This window comes from Burkholderiales bacterium (assembly GCA_023511995.1).
Taxonomy (GTDB): domain Bacteria; phylum Pseudomonadota; class Gammaproteobacteria; order Burkholderiales; family Thiobacteraceae; genus Thiobacter.
In genome coordinates this window covers 35,041-56,692 of record JAIMAL010000003.1, presented here as the reverse complement: position 1 = coordinate 56,692, position 21,652 = coordinate 35,041, and the positions used below count along the sequence as shown (strand labels likewise).

Below are 21,652 nucleotides of genomic sequence, written 5' to 3'. Positions count from 1 at the left end.
GGCGCTTCGTCTTTCAAACGATATCGCCGGCGCTTTCTGCATCCAGCAGGACATCGACGCCACAGGCAGGGGTGATGGCGGCCGCAGGCAGCATCCCGCCGCCCCGCCAGCGGGCCACCGCCTCCCGTTTGCCTGCACCCGTCACCAGGAAGAGCACGCTGCGCGCCCGGGAGAGCCTCGCCGCAGAGAGGGAAACGCGCTGGGGTGGAGGCTTCGGGGCGTTTTCGATGGCGAGCACATCCGGCGCCGTGGGCCCCACCCCCCAGTCGTGGCCGGGAAACAGGCTTGCCGTGTGGCCGTCCTCGCCCAGGCCCAGCAGCACGAGGTCGAAATCCCCCACCCCCGCGAGCGCCTGCCGATAAGCCTCCACCGCCGCCGCCAGTCCCCGTTCGGTGGGGATGAGGTGCACCTGCGCAGCCGGGATGGGCACCCGGTCAAGCCAGACCGTCTGCGCCATGACGCTGTTGCGCTCCGGGTCGTTTGCGGCCGCCACCCGTTCATCACCGAACCACACGTGCCAGCGCGACCAGTCGGTGGCAAGCTGCGGCAGCAGGCTGTAGAGGAGACGCGGCGTGGTGCCGCCGGCGAGCACGATGTGAAAGGCGCCCCGTTCACCGATGGCGCGGCGTGCCGCCTCCTCCACGCGGCGCATCGCTTCCGCCGCCACCGCTGGGGCATCGGGCAGGACGTGCCAGCGGGTGGGCGTCATACTTCGTTACGCCATTCCTGATCCTCACCGTCGAACAGCCGGTTGGCCTCCTGCAGGCCCCAGCTACCCGCCGGATAGGTATGGATGTAATCCCGCTCCATGGCCCAATGCTTGAGGATGGGGTCCACCACCCGCCAGGCCCATTCCACTTCGTCGTAGCGGAGAAACAGGGTACGATCCCCTTCGATGACGTCCAGCAGCAGGTTTTCGTAGGCATCCAGGGATTTAACCCCGGGTTCCTGATAGAAGGCATTCATCTTCAACACCCTCGTCTGCATCTCCAGGCCCGGCTGCTTGACGTGCACCTCCATGTGCATGCTCTCCTCCGGCTGCAACGAAAGCACGATCCAGTTGGGCGCGATGGAAGTGAGCGGCGTTTCCCGGAACAGTTGCTGCGGCGGATGCTTGAAGCGGATGGCGATGAGGGAAAGCTGCTTGGCCATGCGTTTGCCGGTGCGCAGGTAGAAGGGCACATCCCGCCACCGCCAGTTGTCGATATAGAACTTGGCGGCGACGAAAGTCTCCGTCACCGAACCGGGCTCCACCCCTTCCTCCTCCTGGTAGCCGGGCACCGGCTCGCCATTGATGAAACCGGGGCCGTACTGGGCGCGGAAGGCGTGGGCGTTGACCGAACGCTTGGAAATCGGCCGGATGGAACGCAGCACCTTCACTTTTTCATCCCGCACCGCATCGGCATCCATGTTGGCGGGGGGTTCCATGGCCACCACGGTGAGTAGTTGCATGAGGTGGTTCTGCAGCATGTCCCGCAGCGCCCCCGCCCGCTCGTAATAATCCGCGCGCTTGCCGATCCCCACCTGTTCCGCCACGGTGATCTGCACGTGGTCGATGAAATTGCGGTTCCACAGGGGTTCGATGAGGGTATTGGCAAAGCGGAAGACCAACAGGTTCTGCACCGTTTCCTTGCCCAGGTAGTGGTCGATGCGATAGACCTGCTGCTCATCGAAGTGCTTGTGCAGCACCTGGTTCAGCATCTCCGCGCTTTCGATGTCCTCGCCGAAGGGTTTCTCCACCACGATGCGGTGCAGGCCGCGGGGCTTGTTCAACCCCGCGCGGTCGAGATTGTTGATGACCGCCACGAATTCGGCCGGCTTGATCGCCAGGTAGAAAACCACATTGGTACACGCCCCCATCTTGGGGGTGGCCAGCGCCTGCTTGAGCTTTTCGTAGTCCTCGCGGTTGTGCAGCTCGCCCTGCACGTAGGTGAAGCGTTGCGCGAATTTTTCGAAGAGCCCGGGATCGAACTGCGCCTGAAGTTTCCTCTCCAGCGCCTCGCGCATGAAGTTACGCCAGTCCTCGTCGGTGAAGGGACGCCGGCCGAAGGCAAACAGGCTCATGTGGCCCGGCAGCCGGCCGGCCCTTTCCAGATGATAGAGCGCCGGCAGCAGCTTGGTCTGCGACAGGTTGCCCGTGGAACCGAAGATGACGAAGCTGCAGGGGGTATCAGGATTGGTGGTCTGATTGCCGTTCATGCCTTGCTCCCGGTCTTCACCGCGTGGCCGCCAAAGCCCTTGCGCATCATGGCGAGCAGCTTGGCGGGGAAATCGTTTTTGCCCTGGCTGGCAAAACGCATCATCAGGGCCAGGGTCATCACCGGTGTCGGCACGCCCTGCTCCACCGCCTCCAGCGCCGTCCAGCGTCCCTCCCCGGAATCCGGCACATAGGGCTCGATGTCGGCGAGCCTTGCATCCTGCGCCAGCGCCTCCGCGGTGAGGTCGAGAAGCCAGGAGCGCACCACACTGCCATGGCGCCAGAGCTCGGCAATGGCCGCCAGATCCAGCTCGAACTCCCGCTTGGCGCCGAGCAGGGCAAACCCTTCCGCCAGCGCCTGCATCATGCCGTATTCGATGCCGTTGTGGATCATCTTGGTGAAATGGCCCGCCCCCACCGGCCCGCAGTGCAGCCAGCCCGTCTCCGGCGTGGGAGCCAGCACCCGCATGTAGGGTGTGATGCGGCTGGCCGCCTCGGCCTCGCCGCCGAACATGAGGCAATAGCCATTGGCAAGCCCCCAGATGCCGCCGGACACACCGCAGTCGATGAACTGCAGGCCGTGTTTTTTCAGCTCGACACCGTGGCGGATGGCGTCCTTGTAATAACCGTTGGCACCATCCACCACGAGATCGCCCGCTGAAAGGAGGGGCGTGAGCCGGCCGATGGCCTCCTCGGTTGCCGCCCCCGCCGGCAGCATGAGCCAGACGATGCGCGGCGGCGGCAGGGCCTCGACGAGCTCGTCAAAAGTCCGCACCGCGCGCGCGCCCGTTTCCTGTGCCAACGCCTCGGTGACCTCGAAGCTGCGGTTCCACGCCACCACCTCCACGCCACCGCGGGCGAGGCGCCGCGCCATGTTGCCGCCCATGCGGCCCAATCCCACCATTGCGATTCTCATGCGTCACTCCTTGAGCTTGGCCAGCGAAGAATACGCTCTATAATCCCTTTTTTCGCTTCCACTATAGAAGAACAACCGATTCCGCCGGAATGCCCCTCCAGGTTCTTTTCGCCACTTCGGAAATCCATCCCCTGATCAAGACCGGGGGGCTTGCCGACGTCTCGGGCGCCCTGCCCGCTGCGCTGCGCGGGCTGGGGGTGGACGCCCGCGTGCTGGTTCCGGGCTATCGCGCCCTCCTCGAACGTCTGGGCAGGAGCGACACGGTGGCGTGGTTTCCGCACCCCTTTACACAAGGGCAGGTGGAGTTGCGCGCAGCGGAAGTGCCGGGCAGCGGCGTTCCGCTCTATATCGTCGTCTGGGATGAGTACTTTAACCGAGACGGCGGCCCCTATCAGGCGGCCGATGGCCGCGACTGGCCGGACAATGCGCTCCGTTTCGGCTTGCTCTCCCATACCGCGGCGCTGCTTGCCTCGACGGACACCCCCCTCCACTGGCGGCCCCACCTCCTCCACTGCAATGACTGGCAGACGGGGCTTGCACCGGCCTACCTCCATTTCCGCCGGCAGCACACGCCGACGGTGATGACCATTCACAACCTCGCCTATCAGGGCAATTTCGGCGCCGAGTGGCTTGCCTCCCTGCGTCTGCCGCCGGAGAGTTTCAGTCTGCATGGCCTCGAATATTACGGTCATCTCTCCTTCCTCAAGGCCGGGCTGTATTACGCCAGTTGGCTGACGACGGTGAGCCCCACCTACGCGCGGGAAATCCAGGAGGAAAGCCTGGGCTTCGGCATGCATGGTCTGCTCAAGGCGCGATCTGCAACCTTGACCGGCATTCTCAACGGCATCGATACCAACGAATGGGACCCGGCCACGGACCCCCACCTGCCCCAGGGTTATGATGCCGATCATCTCCAGGGCAAGGCGGTCTGCCGGCGCGTGCTGAGGCAGCGCCTGGGGCTTGCGTTGGATGAGACGCGCCCCCTCATCGCCGTCATCTCCCGCATCACCTACCAGAAGGGTTCCGACGTGGTGCTCGCCCTCGCCCCCGCCCTGTTGCGCGAAAGGGCGCAGATGGCCATCCTGGGCAGCGGCGAAAAGGAGCTGGAAGCGGCCTTCACCTGCCTTGCCGCACGGCATCCGGGGGAGCTGTCGGTCACCATCGGTTTCGACGAAGGGCTGTCCCATCTCATGGAGGCCGGTGCCGATCTCTTCCTCATGCCCTCCCGTTACGAGCCCTGTGGCCTCAACCAGATGTACAGCCAGCGCTACGGCACACCGCCGGTGGTGCATGCCACCGGCGGACTGGCGGACACGGTGATCGATGCCACGGCGGAGAATCTTGCCAACGGCACTGCCACCGGCTTCGTCTTCCACGACATGCATTACGCCAGTGTGCTGGCCGGCGTCAGCCGCGCCCTTGCTGCCTGGCGCGATGTGCCCACCTGGCGCCGCATCCAGCGCGCCGCGATGGCCATGGATTTTTCCTGGGCGCGCAGCGCCCGCGCCTATCTGGACCTGTACCGGAGCGTATCAGGAATCAGCAATCAGGAATCAGGGATCGGAACGTAAGGGGCGCCGGAACACTCAATGTGCCCGCGCGCAAGGCGACGGCACCGGAAACGCCGGTTTTCTGAGCGTTCACCGAAATTCCCGCTTTTTTGTCTTCACAGGGCGTTGGTGTTCGGCTGCCCCTTTTCCGGCCACCGCCTACAGCCACACCATGAGCCCCATTTCCAGGGGATGGGTGAGCAGGGCGTGGGAGGGATAGGCGCGGATACGGTAGTCCAGACGGCCGCAGAGGCTGGGGGCGAGATCGAGGACGAAGCGGTGTTCCCCCGTCTCCCCGTCCAGACGATCGAAGCGGAAGCGGTAACGATGGGCGTCCTCGGCGTGGTGCTTGTTGCCCCGCGTCAGCAGCAGCTCCACCACCACGTCCTCCGGCTGCAGGCCATTCAGCCTGACCCCCACCTCGATGCGCACCTCCTCGCCAAAGCGGATGCGTCTTGGCGGCGTATCCAGCCGGCGTAACGTCACCCCCGGCCAGGCGGCACGCACCCGCTGTTTCCATTGCGCGAGGCTCCTTGCCCGCGCATAGTTTTCCTGCGCGAGATACCGTCCCGCTTTCGCCGCCGGGAGATAGAAGCGGCTTACGTATTCGCTCACCATGCGGCTTGCGTTGAAACGCGGCAGCAGGGTGGCGATGGAGGTTTTGGCCATCTTCACCCATTCTGGTGAATAGCCGAATTTGTCGCGCTTGTAGTAGAGGGGGATGACCTGGTCCTGCAGCAGTTCGTAGAGCGTCTGGCTGTCCTCCTTGTTGCGCCGGTATTCGTCCATGTTCTCCGGTGCGGGTTTGATGGCCCAGCCATTGGTGCCGTCGTAACCTTCGCCCCACCAGCCATCCAGCACCGACAGGTTGAGCACACCGTTGATACCCGCCTTCATGCCGGAGGTGCCGCTCGCCTCCAGGGGATAGACGGGGTTGTTCAGCCACACGTCCACGCCCGCCACCAGACGCCGCGCCATGTTGAGGTCGTAGCCTTCCGCCAGCAGCACTTTGCCGACGAATTCCGGCATGTGCATGATGTGGTAAATCTGCCGGATGAGCTCCTGCCCCGGTTGGTCGGCGGGATGGGCCTTGCCGGCGAAGATGAAGAGCACGGGACGTTCTCCATCCGCCACGATCTCCCGCAGCCAGTCCAGATTCTCGAAGAGGAGGGTGGCCCGCTTGTAGGTGGCGAAACGCCGTGCGAAGCCAATCGTCAGCACATTGGGGTTGGCCGGGTCCGCATAGCGGAACATGCGGTCCAGATGCGCCTGGGAGCCATGGTTGCGCAGATGCTGGTGGGTGATGCGATGCCGGATGAGCTGCAGCATCTGCGATTTGAGGGACTGGTGCACACTCCAGAAGAGGTGATCGGGAATGCGGTCGATGCGGGACCAGAAGTCAGGGTCCGACATGCGGTGGCGCCACTCGTAACCGAGGAACTGGTCGAACAGCTCGATCCACTCCAGCGCCAGGAAGGTGGGCACGTGCACGCCGTTGGTGACGTAGGTCATGGGGTTTTCCTCCGCTTCGATCTGCGGCCAGAGGTCGGCGCAGATGCGGGAGGACACGCCACCATGGATGCGTGAGACGCCGTTATGGCGGCGGGAACCGCGGATGGCCAGGGCGGTCATGTTGAAATCCGGGCTGCCATCCTTGCGACCGAGGGCCATGAGTTCATCGCGGCTGATGCCCAGTTCCGGCAGGAAGTCGCGGAAATACGCCTCGATCATGTCCGGCGCGAAGTGATCGTGGCCTGCCGGCACCGGCGTGTGGGTGGTGAACACCGTGTTTACCGCCACCGCCTCCAGGGCGCTGGCGAAATCCAGGCCCGCTTGGCGCAGCATGCGGATGCGCTCCAGAATCAGGAAGGCGGCGTGTCCCTCGTTGATGTGCCACACCGTGGGCTTCAGGCCCATGGCACTGAGGGCCCGCGGGCCGCCAATGCCCAGAATGATCTCCTGGCGGATGCGGGTGTGACGGTCACCGCCATAGAGCTGGTGGGCGATGTCCCGGTCTTCCGGCGTGTTTTCCTCGAGGTCGGTATCGAGCAGGATAAGGCGCACATGGCCGATGATGGCCTGCCACACCTTGACCGCCACCTGGCGGCCGGCGAGGGGCACACGCACGATGAGTTCATTGCCATCGTCCTCGAGCACCGGACTGATGGGCAGATCATCGAAATCCGCGTCGTGATAGGTGGCCACCTGCTGGCCTTCGCTGTTGATGGTCTGGGTGAAATAGCCCTGGCGGTAGAGCAGTCCCACGGCGATGAAGGGCAACCGCATATCGCTTGCCGCTTTGCAGTGGTCACCGGCAAGGATGCCCAGGCCACCGGAATAGATGGGGAAACTTTCGTGCAGGCCGAATTCGAAACAGAAATAGGCCACCAGATCGTGTTCCCCCAGGCTTTCCTGGCCGGAAGGGCGCATCGGCTCCGAGTGATAGGTGTCATAGGCCGACAGCACCCGGTTGTAGGTGGCGAGAAAAACCTGGTCGTCCACCGCATCCACCAGGCGTTGCTCGTCGATGCGGCGCAAAAACAGCTTGGGGTTGTGTCCCACCGCATCCCACAGGCCGGGATGCAGACGCGCAAACAGGGTACGGGTGGGCCGATCCCAGCTGTACCAGAGATTGGTGGCGAGTTCCTCCAGGCGGGCAAGCCGTCGGGGAATCTTCGGGTTCACCTCGAGGGTGAACGTATGACCGGTCGTCATGGCTGCTCCACTGAAAAAGGCGGCTTTTGTTTGGCGGGGTCGAAAGGGGAAGCCGGACCTCCGCCGCAGGGGCGCCTCATGTTCTTATGAATGTCTCCCGATAGTAGCGAAGTTCGTTGATGGACTCGTGGATGTCGGCGAGCGCGGTGTGTTTGCCCTCCTTGACCACGCCGGCGGCAAGCTCCGGCTTCCAGCGCTTGACCAGTTCCTTGAGCGTGCTCACGTCGAGGTTGCGGTAGTGGAAATAGGCTTCCAGCCGCGGCATGTAACGGGCGAGGAAGCGCCGGTCCTGGCAGACCGAGTTGCCACACATGGGCGACTTGCCGGCCGGCACCAGGGGCGCGAGAAAGGCCAGCATCTGCGCCTCCGCATCGGATTCACTCAGGGTGGAGGCCCGCACCCGTTCAATCAGGCCGCTTTTGCCATGGGTGCTCTTGTTCCAGTCGTCCATGGCATCGAGCACCTCGTCCGGCTGATGCACGGCGAGCGCCGGCGATTCCGCAACCACGTTGAGATCACCATCGGTGACCACCAGTGCCACCTCGATGATGCGATCCCGGTCGGGATTGAGCCCGGTCATCTCCAGGTCGATCCAGATCAACTGATTTTCAGCGGGCGCTTGTGCCATAATTTCCTTTCTTTTCCGGGTGGCAAAAACCCTTCTTCCGTCCCTGTCTATGGATACCGATTCCGCCGCCTTTATCGTCACCGCGGTCTTCCTCGCCGCCCTTGCGGCGCAGGTCGGGCTGACGCTTTGGCTTGGGCGCCGGCACGTGGCGCACATTCTAGCGCATCGCGATCGTGTTCCCGCCGAGTTCGCGGAACGCATCACGGCTGCCGATCACCGCAAAGCGGCGGACTACACCGTGGCCAGGACCCGGCTCATGATGGTGCAAAGCCTCGCCGATGCCGGCGTGCTGCTTCTTTTTACCCTCGGTGGCGGCCTCGATCGCCTGGATGGTTTGCTGCGCGGGCTGGTTAGCACGGAGCTCGCCCGCGGCGCCCTCTTCATCGCCACGGTGGTGCTCCTCCTGAGTCTTGTCGAGCTGCCTTTCTCCCTTTATCGCACCTTCGTCATCGATGCCCGCTTCGGCTTCAACCGCACCACGCCTGGCCTGTTCCTTGCAGACCTTCTGCGCACCACCGTGGTGATGCTGGTGCTGGGCTTGCCGCTGGTGCTGGCAGTGCTCTGGCTCATGCAGGCGGCCGGCCGTTTCTGGTGGCTGGCCGCCTGGGCGGTGTGGATGCTCTTCAACGTGCTGATGCTCGCCCTCTGGCCCGCGTTGATCGCCCCCCTCTTCAACCGCTTCACGCCGCTGCCGGAAGGGGAGCTCAAAGCACGCATCGAGGCCCTGCTTGCGCGCTGCGGCTTCGAGCCACAGGGGCTTTTCGTGATGGACGGCTCCCGCCGCAGCACCCACGGCAACGCCTATTTCACTGGCTTCGGCAGGACACGGCGCATCGTCTTCTACGACACCCTGCTGGCCAAACTCACGCCGGAGGAAGTCGAAGCGGTGCTTGCCCATGAGCTGGGTCATTTCAAACGCCGCCATGTGGTCAAACGTGTGCTGTGGCTGGCCGGGCTGAGCCTGGTGGGGCTCATGGTGCTGGCCCGGCTCTTAGAGCTGCCCGCCTTCTACACCGGCCTCGGCATAAGCCAGCCCTCGGCTTACATGGCCCTCACCCTGTTCATGCTGGTGGGCCCGGTGTTCACTTTTCTTCTCCAGCCCCTGCTGTCCTTCTATTCGCGCCGCCATGAGTTCGAGGCCGACGCCTTCGCCGCTCGCCATGCCAGCGCCGCGGCCCTGATCCAGGCGCTGACCAAGCTCTACCAGGACAATGCCGCCACCCTGACGCCTGATCCCCTGTATTCCACTTTCTACGATTCCCACCCGCCGGCGGCGCTGCGCATCGGGCGCCTGAAAACGGCGCCTGTTGCCTAGAGGGAGTTCGCCATGAAACGTTCGTTCTTTCTTCTGCTTTTCCTGGCCGCGACAGCGCATGCTCAGCCCTTCGCCGGCGGCGATGGGAAAAAAGGCAAAACGCTGCACGATGCCAAGTGCGTTGCCTGCCATGTGTCCCTCTATGGCGGCGATGGCTCCGGCATCTACACCCGCCCCGAGCGCAAGGTGAAAAGCGCGCAGGCGCTCGCCTCACGCATTTCCGCCTGCAATGCCAACACGGGTGCCGGCTGGTTCCCCGAGGACGAGCGCCACGTAGGAGCCTATCTCAATGAAACCTTCTACCACTTCAAGTGAGGTAACCATGACCACCGTCGTCTGCGATCTCAGCAAAGGCCATTGCAAACCCTGCGAGGGAGGGGTGCCGCCCCTCACGCCGGAACAGATCAACGGCTTCCTTTCCCAGGTGAAAGGCTGGACCCTGGAGAATGGCGGCATCACCAAAACCTACCAATTCCGCAACTATTACGAGACCATGGCCTTCGTCAATGCCACCGCCTGGATTTCCCACAGAGAGGACCATCATCCCGATCTGGAGGTGGGCTACAACCGCGTGACCGTGCGTTACATCACCCACGCCATCGGTGGCCTGTCGGAAAACGATTTCATCTGCGCCGCCAAGATCGACGCCCTCTTCGAACTGTAAGCCCATGGCGGAAGAGCGGCGCGTCGGCCGCGTGGTGGCCGCCCACGGTAGCCGCTTCGAGGTGGAGCTCGCCGACGGACGCCGTCTCTCCTGTGTCACCCGCGGCAAGAAGACCGGAGTGGCCTGCGGTGATCGCGTGGAAATCACGCCCACCTCGGCCGAAGGCGGCGTCATCGAAAGGGTGCTGCCGCGGGCAAGCCTCCTCTATCGCTCCGACCCCCAGCGGCAAAAGATCATCGCCGCCAACGTGACCCAGGGCGTGCTCGTGGTCGCGGCGGTGCCCAGCTTCCACGAGGAAATCATCAACCGGGTTTTGGTGGCGCTGGAGGCCCAGCAGCTCAAATGCGTGATCGTCCTCAACAAGGCCGATCTGCCGGAAACCGCCGCCGCCGAGGAACGACTTGCCCTCTACCGCGAGCTTGGCTATCCCCTGGTCAGGCTTTCGGCGAAAACCGATGTTTCGCCCTTAAGGCCCTACCTTGCCCGGGAGGTGAGCGTGCTCGTGGGACAGTCGGGCATGGGCAAGTCCACCCTCGTCAATGCCCTGGTTCCCGGCGCCCGCGCCGCCACCCGTGAGATTTCCACGGCGCTGGATTCCGGCCGCCACACCACCACCCATGCCACCCTCTACCACCTGGACGCGGAATCCGACCTGATCGACTCGCCGGGGCTGCAGGAATTCGGCCTCCATCATCTGCGTCCGGAAGACGTGGCGGCGGCCATGCGGGAATTCCGTCCCCTGCTGGGCCACTGCCGTTTCCACAACTGTCTGCACCGGGTGGAACCGGGCTGCGCCATCCGCGAGGCGGTGGAGGCCGGCCGCATCTCCCCGCGTCGGTTCGCCGCCTACCAGGCCATCGTCGGCGAAATCGTGGACTGGCGCGCCCGCCGCTACGGCTAGCCCCTCCATTTCCCGCAAGTGCCGCCGATATAGACTTGGACCATGGAAGCCAACGCACCCCTCCCCCTGCGTCTTGCCAGCGCCCTGGAACAGGTGGATGGCATCGTCCTCGGCAAGACCCATGCCGTGCGCCTTGCCTGTGTCTGTCTGCTGGCGCAAGGCCATCTCCTCATCGAGGACCTGCCGGGCTTGGGCAAGACCACCCTCGCCCATGCCCTGGCGCTCAGCTTCGGCCTGCAGTTCAAACGCATCCAGTTCACCGCCGATCTGCTGCCGGCGGATGTGGTGGGCGTGTCGGTGTGGGATCGGGGGGAAAACCGTTTCGTCTTCCATCCCGGCCCCATCTTCGCCCATGTGGTGCTGGCCGACGAAATCAACCGCGCCACCCCCAAGGCGCAAAGCGCCCTGTTGGAAGCCATGGAGGAAAGACAGGTCACCGTGGACGGCATAAGCCGCGCCCTGCCGGAGCCCTTTTTCGTCATCGCCACCCAGAACCCCCAGCATCAGATCGGCACCTTCCCCCTGCCCGAATCCCAACTGGACCGTTTCCTCATGCGGCTTTCCCTGGGCTATCCGGATGCCCGCGCCGAGCGCGCGCTGCTGGCGGGAGAGGATAGGCGCCGGCTGCTTGGGCAGGCGCGGCCACTGCTGGATGCATCCGCCATTCTCAAAGCCCAGGAAGAGGCGGCGCGGGTGTTTGTCTCCGAGCCCTTGCTGGATTACCTCCAGGCGCTGTTGCAGGCATCCCGCAGCGGCGCCTTTGGCCCGGGGCTGTCGCCCCGCGCGGGGCTCGCTCTGCTGCGGGCAGCCCGCGCCCATGCCTATCTCGCGGGCCGCCATGCCGTCCTGCCGGAGGACGTGCAGGCAGTGCTGGCCGCCTGCGTCGGGCATCGTCTCGTCGATCCCGCCGGCGAGAAGGACGGCGAAGCCTTGGCCCACCGTTTACTCGAGCGCGTGCCCGTGCCATGACGGGTTGGTAAGCCGCGGCCCATGCAACCCCTTGCCACCCTCACCGTGGGCCTTGCCCATCCCCTGCCGCGAGGCAGAAGGGGCCCGGTCCCGGGCCTCTCCCGCTGAAGAGCCATGGCCGCCGCTTTTCTCGCCGCGCGCTTTCCCCGCCTTTCCGCGTGGCTACGGACAACCCCGGTGGAGCCATCCCCGGTGGAAATCACCGGCCGTCGCATCTACATCCTGCCCACCCGCCATGGCGTGCTCTTCGGCGTGTTTTTGGCGGCCATGCTGGTGGGCGCCGTCAACTATGGGTTGAGTCTCGGCTTTGCCCTCGTTTTCCTGCTGGCCGGTGTGGGTCTCATCACCCTCTTTTACACCTGGCGCAATCTGCGGGGCATCACGGTCCACGCGCTGGGAGCGACACCCACCTTCGCCGGCGAAGCCGCGTGGTTTCATCTCGCCCTGTCGGCCGCCACGCCGCGCCCCGCCATCGAGCTCATTGCCGCGGGCGGTAGCCCCCTGCGGGTGGACGTGAACGGGCTCACCCCGGTGAGCCTGGCCATTCCCGCCCCCGCCCGCGGCCGACTGACGCTGCCGCGGCTCATTCTCGCCACCGACTATCCCCTGGGCCTTTTCCGCGCCTGGGCCATCGTGCGGCCCGATCTGGCCACTCTGGTCTATCCCCGCCCCCTCGACACCGCCCGGCTGGAACACGCCCCCGCCGCCCCCGACAGCGGGAGCCCCGAAATCCAGGCAGGGCCGCAGGGGCACGAGGTCTTCGCCGGCCTGCGCGCCTTCGTGCCCGGGGATTCCCCGCGCCGGGTGGCCTGGAAAGTCTTCGCCCGCGGCGGTCCCCTCCTCGCCAAGGAGTTCTCCGATACCGCAGGCGGAGTCATCTGGCTCGACTGGCAAGATGCTCCGGGGGAGCCGGAGACCCGGCTTGCTTGGCTTACCCGCGCCGTTCTCACCGCGGAGGCCCAGGGCGTGCGCTACGGCCTGCGGCTGCCCGGCAGGACACTGGCGCCGGATCGCGGTCCTGGCCACCGTCAGGCCTGCCTCAGTCTGCTCGCCACCTTTGGTGAAGCCAGGGCTTGCCCCGATTCCCGCCGCACCCGCGCAAAACCGCAAAGCCCGGCAAGCCCCCTTCCCCGGCGGAGCATCCTTGTCCTCACCGCAGGCCTCACCTGGGTGCTGGCACCCCTTGCCTTGCACCTGCCCCTCTGGGTGACCTTGGCGGCAGCAGCACTGATCACCTGGCGCACCCTGGCCACCCTGGGCTTCTGGCCCCTGGCGGGCAAAAGGCTTCTGCTCTTGCTTGCCGCAGCCGGTGCCGCCGCCATCCTCGCCGCCTATCACACGCTGTTCGGGCGCGAAGCGGGGGTGGCCATGCTCACCCTCATGACCGCCCTCAAGCTCATGGAAATGCGCAGCCGCCGCGACGGTGTGCTCGCCGTCTTCCTGGGGCTGTTTGTCCTCCTCACCCAGTTCCTCTACGGCCAGGGGATCGTCGAGGCGCTCATTGCTCTCACCGCGACGGGCTTTCTATTGGCCGGACTTGCCCTGCTCACCCATCCCGACCACAGTGGCCGAGGCGCGGCGCGACTGTCCGTCCTCCTCATGCTTTCGGCCCTGCCCGTCATGGTGGTGCTGTTCCTGCTCTTTCCCCGCCCCCTGGGCCCCCTGTGGGGTCTGCCGCGGGATGCGCGGGCGGGCATGAGTGGGCTTGACGAAACCATGAGCCCGGGCTCCATCAGCCGCCTCATCCAGTCCGACCAGGTGGCCTTTCGCGTGGAATTCGCCGGCCCCCTGCCACCGCCGGCGCAACGCTACTGGCGCGGGCCGGTGCTGGAACGCTTCGATGGCCGAAGCTGGCTGCCCGACCGCTCGCCCGCCCCGGAACCCACCGTGGAAAGCGCAGGTGAAGCCATCGCCTACACCCTCACCCTGGAGCCCCATGGCAGGAACTGGATCTTCGCCCTGGACGTGCCCGATCCCCTGGCACTGCCTCCCCAGACGCGCCTTTCCCCCACCCTGCAGTTACTCGCCGAAAAACCCGTGGAGCACCGGCGTCGTTTCGCCCTGCTCGCTTTGCCCCGCTACCGTCTCGACGCCAACGCCGACGCGAGTCTCCTCACCAAAGCCCTGGCACTGCCCGAAAAGGGCAACCCGCGCGCACGGGCCCTTGCGCAAACGCTTAGCGCGCGCGCCCACTCGGAGGAGGAAGTGGTGGCCGCCGCGCTCCAGCTCTTTCGCAGCCAGCCCTTCCACTACACCCTGACGCCGCCGCTTCTGGGGGAAGACGGCGTGGACGAATTCCTCTTCGAGACGCGGCGGGGCTTCTGCGAACACTACGCCGGTGCCTTCACTTTCCTCATGCGGGCGGCGGGCGTGCCGGCGCGGGTGGTGACGGGTTATCAGGGAGGCGAATTCAATCCTTTGGGCGGCTACTTCATTGTTCGCCAGTCCGACGCCCACGCCTGGAGCGAGGTTTGGCTCGCGGGGCGCGGCTGGGTGCGGGTGGACCCCACCGCCGCCGTGGCGGCGGAGCGGATCGAACGGGGAGTGGCCGCCGCCCTGCCGGCGGCGGAGCCCTTGCCCTTCCTCATGCGCACCGAGGTACGCTGGCTGCGGACCCTGCGTCTGCAATGGGATCTCCTCAACACCCGCTGGCACCAGTGGGTGATCGGCTTCGACCAGGAAAGACAACTCGCTCTGCTGGCGCGCATGGGCGCGGGCATCGTCTCCTGGCGGGAGCTTGCCTGGATGCTGGCAGCAAGCCTCGGTGCTCTGGCCCTGCTTTTTGCCGCCATCACCCTGCGCCGACCCACGCCCACCGATCCCCTGCAGGCCATCTGGCAGCGTTTCTGCCGCAGACTCGCCGCGGCCGGCCTGCCCCGCGCCCCCCACGAAGGCCCCCTCGCCTACGCCCGGCGGATCGCCCGCCTGCGCCCCGATCTTGCCGCACCCATCGAGGCCATCGCCGGCGCTTACGCCACCCTGCGCTACGGCCCCCGCATCAACCGCGAAGCACTCGCCAGCCTGCGCCGGCAGGTAGCAAAATTCCGCGTGCGGGGCGGCGTTAAGCGCCAGTTAAGCTCCCTCTAAGCCTCCTTTAAGGGAAAGACCGCAGACTGACGCCGTGTTCAAGCCACGGGAGTCTGCCCATGAAATCCGTTCTCTTCGTCCTCGTCGCCGGCGTGACGATGGCGTGCAACTTTGCCCAGGCCGCGACACCCGCCGAGCTTTTGGCGCAGTATCAGCTTGATGCGGCCAGGGCCACGCCGGGCTTTACGCCTTCCGCCCAGCGGGGCGGTGCGTTCTACCAGAACCGTTTCCCTGCCAATCCCCGGATGCCCGCCTGCACAAGCTGTCACACCAACGATCCGGCGCAGACGGGTCGGCACGTGGTGACGGACAAGGCGATCAAGCCTCTTGCGCCTGCTGCCAATCCTGAACGGTTCACCGATCCGGCCAAGGTGGAAAAATGGTTCCGCCGCAATTGCACCGAGGTGGTGGGGCGCGAGTGCACCCCGGCCGAGAAGGCCGATTTCATCGCCTTCCTGCTGAAAGGAAACGCGAAATGAAGCAGACGTTGATGCTCTTTGCCCTCTTGCTTCCGCTATTGGCCCACGCCGACAAAGAGGGCCGGACGCCCGCCGCTGCGCCGCCCGCCTACCCCGCGGAATGTGGCAGTTGCCATCTCGCCTTTCCACCCGGTTTGATGAGCGCAAACGATTGGCGCCAGGTGATGCAGCGGCTCGACCGGCACTATGGCGACAACGCGAGCCTCGATGCCAAGACGGCTGCGGAGATCGAGGCCTTCTTGACCCGCTACGCCGGAAGCGAAGGGAAATACGGCGGCGCCGCGCCAGCGCAGGCAGGCGAGCCGCCGCGGCTCACCCGCACGCCGTGGTTTGTGCGCAAGCACCGCGAGGTCTCCCGTGCCGATTGGAATCATGCGAAGGTGAAATCGCCGGCCAACTGTGCCGCCTGTCATACGCGGGCGGTGGAGGGCAGTTTTCGCGAACGCGAGATCGTCCTGCCTTCGGGCCGGCGCGGGGAAGGGGATTGAGCCATGGAGAGAATTCTGGTCTGGGACTGGCCGGTGCGCCTTGGCCACTGGCTGATGGTGGCGGCCTTCGCAATGGCGTGGCTCACCGCCGAGAGCGAATCCTGGCGGCTCGTCCATGCGGCGGCGGGGGGCGTCGTGGTGGGCGTGATCCTCTTCCGGCTTGTCTGGGGGGTCGTCGGTACGCGCCATGCGCGTTTCGCAAATTTCGTGCGCGGCCCAGCTGCCGTTCTTGCCTACCTAGAAGGGCTGGCCCAGTGTCGCCCGCCCCACGCGACCGGCCACAACCCCGCCGGCGGCTGGGCGATCATGGCGCTGCTCGCACTGGGACTTGCCACCGGCTTCACCGGCTGGCTGGCTTACAACGATATCGGCAGCCTCGGCGACCTGCACGAAGGCATGGCCCACACCATGCTCGCCGTGGTTGGCTTGCATATTGCCGGGGTGGGGGTCGGGAGTCTCGCCCACCGCGAAAATCTGGTGCGCGCCATGCTGACTGGCTATAAACGGGGGACAGTGGCGGAGGCGATCACCTCGCCCCGGCTCTGGGCCGTCCCGCTGCTTCTTGCTGCCGCATTGGCTTGCGGCATGGGGTTGGCGCGTTAAACTGCTGCCATGCGCCTGCTCCTCGTCGAAGATGATCCCCACCTGGGCGACGGCCTGATGGTCGGCCTGCGCCAGCAGGGTTACGCCGTCGATTGGGTGAAAGACGGTGTGGCGGCGGAACTGGCGCTGGCAACAGAACCTTTCGATCTCGTCGTGCTGGACCTGGGGTTGCCGCGGCGATCCGGGTTGGAGGTGTTGAGGAAGCTGCGCGCCCAGGGGAAGGCGACACCGGTCCTGATCCTCACCGCGCGCGATGCCACCGCCGACAAGGTGGCAGGGCTCGATGCCGGCGCCGATGATTACGTGGTCAAGCCCGTGGATCTGGATGAGCTCGCCGCGCGGGTGCGGGCGCTTACCCGCCGCGCCGCCGGCCGGGCCCAACCGGTGCTGCGCCACGGCGAGCTCGAGCTCGATCCCGCCGCCCACCGGGTCACGCTCGCCGGCCAGCCGCTGGAACTGTCGCCACGGGAATTCGCGCTGCTGGCGATCCTGCTGGAAAACGCCGGCCGGGTGCTCACCCGGTCCCAGCTCGAGGCCTCCCTCTACGGCTGGCATGACGAGCCGGAGAGCAACGTCCTCGAAGTGCACATTCACCATCTGCGCAGAAAACTCGGCACTGACCTCATCAAAACCCTGCGCGGCATCGGCTACACCATCCCGAAATGACCACGCGCTGGTTTTCATTGCGCCGCCAGCTGCTCCTGCTGCTCCTCACGGGGGTGACCCTCGCTTGGCTGGGCGCCATGACCTATGCCTACATCGAGGCGCGCCATGCCATCACCCACTTTCTCGAAGAGGAACGAAAACAGACCGATGAACATCTCCGCCACGAACTTGCCGAACATTTTCTCGAGGCGTTGCTGATGCCCCTCTTCTTCGGCCTGCCGGTGCTGGGCGGCTGGCTCTGGTTCGCTGCGTGGCGTGGGCTCAAGCCGCTCGATGAAATGGCGCGGGAAATTGCCGAGCGCGAGCCGCAGCGGCTGGATCCGGTCACGCCTGAGACGGCGCCGCGGGAGATTCGCCCGCTGATCGAAGCGCTCAATAGCCTCTTTGCGCGTGTGGCTGCCGCGATGGAAAAGGAGCGGCGCTTCACTGCCGATGCGGCGCACGAGCTGCGCACACCGCTGGCGGCGATTCGTGCCCAGGCGCAGGTGGCCGCACGGGCGCGGGACGAAGCGGAACGGCAGCATGCCCTGGAGCAACTTGCCGCAAGCGCCCAGCGCGCCGCCCACCTGATGGAGCAGCTCCTAACGCTCGCCCGCCTCGATCCGGCAGCCCCCCTGCCGATGGCCGAACTGCGCCTCGATCAACTGGCCGCCGAGGTCTGCGCCGAACAGGGGGCGCAGGCACTAGCGAAAGACATCACGCTGGAGCTCGCCGCCACTGAAGCCGCGCCGCTCATGGGCAACGAAGCCATGCTGCGCGTGCTTTTGCGCAATCTCATCGACAACGCCATCCGCTATACGCCGCAGGGCGGCAGGGTCGTCGTCACCATCACCCATCGCGCGGGCCGTCTCACCCTTGCCGTCTGCGACAACGGGCCGGGCATTTCCCCCGAACTGCGGCCGCTGGCCCTCGAGCGTTTCCACCGGCTCGCCGGCCAGGACACGGAAGGCAGCGGCCTGGGGCTGTCCATCGCCACCCGCATCGCCGAATTGCACGGCGCGCGCCTTGAACTGGATGAGGGAATCGACGGGCACGGATTGTGTGTGAGGGTTCAGGTTGCAGGACACAGGTTACAGAAGGACGGTGACAAACCGGCCCACTCCCCTTGAGAGGGATTTTCGTCTCGCTGCTATCTGTAACCTGTCACCTGGATCCTGTATCCTGCATGTCATCGAGGGGCATCGGCCGCCCCACGGCCCAACCCTGCGCATATTGCACGCCCAGGGTCCGCAGCACGGTGAGGATGGCTTCGCTTTCCACGAATTCGGCGATGGTGCCGATTCCCATCACCTGTGCCACATCCTGCACCGCCTCCACCATGGCGCGGTCCACTGCATCCTCGGCGATGCGGCGGACGAAACTGCCGTCGATCTTGACGAAATCGATGGGAAGATTGCGCAGGTAAGCGAAGGAGGACATGCCGGAACCGAAATCGTCCAGGCTGAAGCGGCAGCCACGGCGTTTCAGGGCCTGCATCAGCGCCGTCGCCCGTTGCAGGTTGGCGATGGCGGCGGTTTCGGTGATTTCGAAACAGACCCGCCGGCAGTCGAGGGCATGGTGGGCAAATTGCGCCTCCATCCAGGCAAGCAGGCTGTCGTCGGTGAGGGACTGCGCAGAAAGATTGATGGACAGGCAGACGTCTTCGGGACGGCGGGCAAGCCAGCGGAAAGCCGTTTCCATCACCCAACGGTCGATCCGGGCCATGAACTGGTAGCGTTCCGCCGCCGGCAGAAAGGCGGCCGGCGGGGTGAGGCTGCCATCCGCCTCGATGAGGCGCAACAGGACCTCACCGTGCCGCAGGGCCTCCGTGCCGTTCACTGGAACGATGGGCTGCCAGTAGAGACGGAACTGGCCCTCATCCAGTGCCTTGGTGAGCCGGGCGACCCAGTCCATTTCCTGTGCGCGCCGCCTGAAATCCACACTCTCCGCCACGTACTCACGCACGCGGCCGCGCCCTTCCTCCTTCGCCGCATAACAGGCGGCATCCGCCGCAGACAGCAACTCCTGCAACGTATGGCCGGGCCCATCAATGGCCACCATGCCAATGCTGGCCCCGGTGGTGAAGGTGCGTCCCTCCCAGACGAAGCGGTGATTCAGCAACAGTTCCAAGAGCTCGTCGGCGATTTTGCGCGCCCGTGCCGGGCCGGTATAGGGCAGCAGAACACCGAATTCGTCGCCGCCCAGCCGCGCCAGCACATCGTGCAAGCGCACCCGGTTCTGCATTTCAGTCGCGAGGCGGCGCAACAGTTCATCGCCCGCCATATGGCCGCAGGTGTCGTTGACTACCTTGAACTGGTCGAGATCCACGTAGAGCAGCGTGTGATGGTCGTCGGGACGCGTCACCTCCAGGAGCGCCTTGAGACGGTTTTCGAACTCCGCGCGGTTGAAGAGGCCGGTGAGGGGATCATGACTTGCCGCCCAACGCAGCCTGGCCTGGAGAGCATGCGCCTCGGTGACGTCGTGGAAGACGAGGATCACCCCCAAAAGATCACCGTAGCGATCACGGATGGGCGCCGCGGAATCCTCGATGTTGAGTTCGCGGCCATCACGGGTGATGAGCAGGGTGTGATTGCCCAACCCCACCACCTGCCCCGTCTCGAGCACTGTCTGCACCGGGTTGGTGATGGGCGTGCGGCGGATTTCGTCGAGGATGCGGAAAACCTCGGTGAGCGGCCGGCCCCGCGCCTCATCGGTCTGCCAGCCGGTGAGGCGTTCTGCCACAGGATTCATGAAGGTGATCTGCCCCGCGAGGTCGGTGGCGATCACCGCATCACCAATGGAGCGCAGGGTGACCTCGGCAAGTTCCTTCTCCTCCCACAGGCGCTCTTCCAGTTCGTCGCGGCGGGAACGTTCGGCGCGCAGCGCCTCCACCATGAGGCGGAAATCCCGCGCCAGCACGCCCACCTCATCGGGATGGGGATCGGTCTCGATCTCCACATCCAGGTCACCGGCGGCGATGGCATCGGCCGCTGCCGAAAGCCGGGCCAACCGCCGCGTCACCGCCTGCGCCACCCACCAGGCCACCCCTGCGCCCAACACGATGGCAAAAACGGTGAAGGCCACGCCGCGAAAGACCACGCGCCTGACCTCCGCATCCAGGCTGGCGCGGCTGAAGGCAACCCGCGCCAGCCCCACCGCCCGGCCCCCTGCGGTGATGGGATGCCCGGCATCCACCACCCCCCCATGCTCCATCACCTCGGGCCTTGCCGCGGCCATGAGTCTTCTGCTGGGCGCGTCGGTGAGGATGCGGCCCACCAGCCCTGCCTCGGTGGCCGCCCGCACCCGGCCATCCTGGTCGGTCACCAGGGCAAAAGCGAGGTGCGGCACCTCCCGCAGACCCTCGGTGAGGGCGGAGAGGGTGTCCAGGTCCCGGCTCACCAGGGCGCCGCTGGCGCTGGTGGCGAGATTGCGCGCCAGGGCCGCCGCCTGGCGATGGAAGGTTTCGGCGAGCAGTCTTTCCTCGCGGCTGACGAAGTCCCAGGCGATGTAGGCGGACAGGGTGGCATGCACCAGGATCACACTGGCCACGATACGGCCGCGCAGGGAATGCCACCCGTGCATCATCGCCTAGCGGCCGATCATCGTCCGGATGGACGCGGGCAGGCCGATTTCCGCGTCATAGCGTTCGAGGAAGGCACGGAAAGGCCGGTAGGTCTCATCATCGGCCCGTTCGAACCGCTGCTGCCCCAGCTTGAAGCGGGCGGGATCCACCGCCGGATCGTTGCCCATCGCCACCAGGGTAGCCGCCACCCGTGCCGTGAGGGATGGCGGCAGGTCCCGGCGCGCCACCACCGCGTTGTGGGGCGACGGGTCGGTGGTGAAAAGCACTGAAAGCTGGGCCGCCTTGGCCGGCTCATCCCGTTGGAAAGCCCGCAGGAAGCGGGCGGAGACACCACAGGCGGCGGCCTCCCCCGCCCAGGCGTTGAGCAGCGCCGCCACCTGCGTGCCGGTATAACGCAGACGCAGGCTTTTCACGTCTACCCCATGGCGGTGCAGATGCCAGAGGGGAAGCAGGGTGGCGGCCACCGCCGTTTCCGAAGGAAAACAGAGAAGCTGTTGATGGAGCTCCCGCAGGGTCTTCACCGTCCCCTGGCGGCTCACCAGGACGCCGCGGAAATCGTCATCGGGAAAATTCTTGGCGATGACGCGGTAACCCGCGCGCTGGGCGAGCAGGGTCTGCACGGGATTGGGCAGGGCGAAGTGATAGTGTCCGGCGGCAAGGCGCGCCTCGAATTCCCCGTAATCCTTGGCGCCCTCCAGACGGAAATGAACGCCGGGAAGATGGGCTTCGAGATAGTCCAGGATGGGCTGGTAGGCCGCCACCAGCTCCTGGGGATTGAGATGGGGATGAAAGCCGAAGACATAGGTGGCCTCCGGCGCTACCGCCGTGCCCGCGGGCCGGTATTCGGCCGCCTGCACCGGCACCAGAATCAAAATAAGCCACACCAGCCAACCCGCGCGCATATCCATTCCT

At 65.7% G+C, this 21,652-nt stretch carries 19 protein-coding genes; 12 read left to right on the top strand and 7 right to left on the bottom strand.

Features of this window, described 5'->3' with window-relative positions; all coding sequences use genetic code 11:
• Positions 1–13: 13 nt before the first annotated feature.
• Genes pgl through gnd form a run of 3 tightly spaced genes read right to left on the bottom strand, consistent with a single transcriptional unit; the run spans position 14 to position 3,113 of the window.
• Positions 14–709 (bottom strand): 6-phosphogluconolactonase, encoded by a 696-nt coding sequence (gene pgl / locus K6T56_02555; GenBank protein MCL6555225.1) that lies wholly within the window; start codon positions 707–709, stop codon positions 14–16.
• Positions 706–2,199: a glucose-6-phosphate dehydrogenase gene (gene zwf, locus K6T56_02550; GenBank protein MCL6555224.1), complete on the bottom strand. Its 1,494-nt coding sequence runs from the start codon at positions 2,197–2,199 to the stop codon at positions 706–708. Before zwf ends, pgl begins: the two co-directional genes overlap by 4 nt.
• Positions 2,196–3,113 (bottom strand): decarboxylating 6-phosphogluconate dehydrogenase, encoded by a 918-nt coding sequence (gene gnd, locus K6T56_02545; GenBank protein ID MCL6555223.1) that lies wholly within the window; start codon positions 3,111–3,113, stop codon positions 2,196–2,198. Before gnd ends, zwf begins: the two co-directional genes overlap by 4 nt.
• A gap of 89 nt (positions 3,114–3,202) precedes the next feature.
• Here gnd and glgA point away from each other — a divergent pair, with 89 nt between their 5' ends.
• Entirely contained in the window at positions 3,203–4,684 is a 1,482-nt protein-coding gene (gene glgA / locus K6T56_02540) for a glycogen synthase GlgA (GenBank protein ID MCL6555222.1), read from the top strand.
• Between the two features lie 138 nt (positions 4,685–4,822).
• Here glgA and glgP read toward each other — a convergent pair whose 3' ends face one another.
• Together glgP and orn are read right to left on the bottom strand one after the other, a co-directional pair.
• Positions 4,823–7,378: an alpha-glucan family phosphorylase gene (gene glgP / locus K6T56_02535; protein ID MCL6555221.1), complete on the bottom strand. Its 2,556-nt coding sequence runs from the start codon at positions 7,376–7,378 to the stop codon at positions 4,823–4,825.
• A gap of 76 nt (positions 7,379–7,454) precedes the next feature.
• Positions 7,455–8,006: an oligoribonuclease gene (gene orn, locus K6T56_02530; protein MCL6555220.1), complete on the bottom strand. Its 552-nt coding sequence runs from the start codon at positions 8,004–8,006 to the stop codon at positions 7,455–7,457.
• A gap of 73 nt (positions 8,007–8,079) precedes the next feature.
• Between orn and K6T56_02525 the strand changes: the two genes are divergently transcribed.
• The 11 genes from K6T56_02525 (at position 8,080) to K6T56_02475 (ending at position 18,287) form a co-directional block, all read left to right on the top strand.
• Entirely contained in the window at positions 8,080–9,321 is a 1,242-nt protein-coding gene (locus tag K6T56_02525; GenBank protein MCL6555219.1) for a M48 family metallopeptidase, read from the top strand.
• A 12-nt stretch (positions 9,322–9,333) separates the two neighbouring features.
• Positions 9,334–9,636 (top strand): hypothetical protein, encoded by a 303-nt coding sequence (locus K6T56_02520; GenBank protein ID MCL6555218.1) that lies wholly within the window; start codon positions 9,334–9,336, stop codon positions 9,634–9,636.
• A 7-nt stretch (positions 9,637–9,643) separates the two neighbouring features.
• Complete coding sequence (locus tag K6T56_02515) at positions 9,644–9,985, top strand: 4a-hydroxytetrahydrobiopterin dehydratase (protein ID MCL6555217.1); 342 nt, start codon at positions 9,644–9,646, stop codon at positions 9,983–9,985.
• A gap of 4 nt (positions 9,986–9,989) precedes the next feature.
• Positions 9,990–10,886, top strand: coding sequence for a ribosome small subunit-dependent GTPase A (rsgA, locus tag K6T56_02510; protein ID MCL6555216.1), 897 nt, complete (start codon positions 9,990–9,992; stop codon positions 10,884–10,886).
• Between the two features lie 42 nt (positions 10,887–10,928).
• Positions 10,929–11,855 (top strand): AAA family ATPase, encoded by a 927-nt coding sequence (locus K6T56_02505; GenBank protein MCL6555215.1) that lies wholly within the window; start codon positions 10,929–10,931, stop codon positions 11,853–11,855.
• Positions 11,856–11,969: 114 nt separating this feature from the next.
• The gene (locus K6T56_02500; GenBank protein ID MCL6555214.1) at positions 11,970–14,942 is read left to right on the top strand and encodes a transglutaminaseTgpA domain-containing protein; all 2,973 of its coding nucleotides are present in this window, start codon (positions 11,970–11,972) and stop codon (positions 14,940–14,942) included.
• A gap of 98 nt (positions 14,943–15,040) precedes the next feature.
• Complete coding sequence (locus K6T56_02495; protein ID MCL6555213.1) at positions 15,041–15,421, top strand: DUF1924 domain-containing protein; 381 nt, start codon at positions 15,041–15,043, stop codon at positions 15,419–15,421.
• Positions 15,418–15,909 carry a diheme cytochrome c gene (locus K6T56_02490; GenBank protein MCL6555212.1) on the top strand — a complete coding sequence of 164 codons (492 nt, stop codon included), beginning with the start codon at positions 15,418–15,420 and terminating at the stop codon, positions 15,907–15,909. Before K6T56_02495 ends, K6T56_02490 begins: the two co-directional genes overlap by 4 nt.
• A gap of 3 nt (positions 15,910–15,912) precedes the next feature.
• On the top strand, positions 15,913–16,512 hold the full coding sequence (locus K6T56_02485; protein MCL6555211.1) for a cytochrome b/b6 domain-containing protein: 600 nt from the start codon (positions 15,913–15,915) through the stop codon (positions 16,510–16,512).
• Positions 16,513–16,521: 9 nt separating this feature from the next.
• Positions 16,522–17,178: a response regulator transcription factor gene (locus K6T56_02480; GenBank protein MCL6555210.1), complete on the top strand. Its 657-nt coding sequence runs from the start codon at positions 16,522–16,524 to the stop codon at positions 17,176–17,178.
• Positions 17,175–18,287: a hypothetical protein gene (locus K6T56_02475; protein ID MCL6555209.1), complete on the top strand. Its 1,113-nt coding sequence runs from the start codon at positions 17,175–17,177 to the stop codon at positions 18,285–18,287. Before K6T56_02480 ends, K6T56_02475 begins: the two co-directional genes overlap by 4 nt.
• Before the next feature lie 34 nt (positions 18,288–18,321).
• On the opposite strand, the gene K6T56_02470 is transcribed toward K6T56_02475, so the two are convergent.
• Positions 18,322–20,742, bottom strand: a complete 2,421-nt coding sequence (locus tag K6T56_02470; protein ID MCL6555208.1) for an EAL domain-containing protein — start codon at positions 20,740–20,742, stop codon at positions 18,322–18,324.
• A gap of 3 nt (positions 20,743–20,745) precedes the next feature.
• Entirely contained in the window at positions 20,746–21,642 is an 897-nt protein-coding gene (locus K6T56_02465) for a phosphate/phosphite/phosphonate ABC transporter substrate-binding protein (GenBank protein MCL6555207.1), read from the bottom strand.
• Positions 21,643–21,652: the final 10 nt, after the last annotated feature.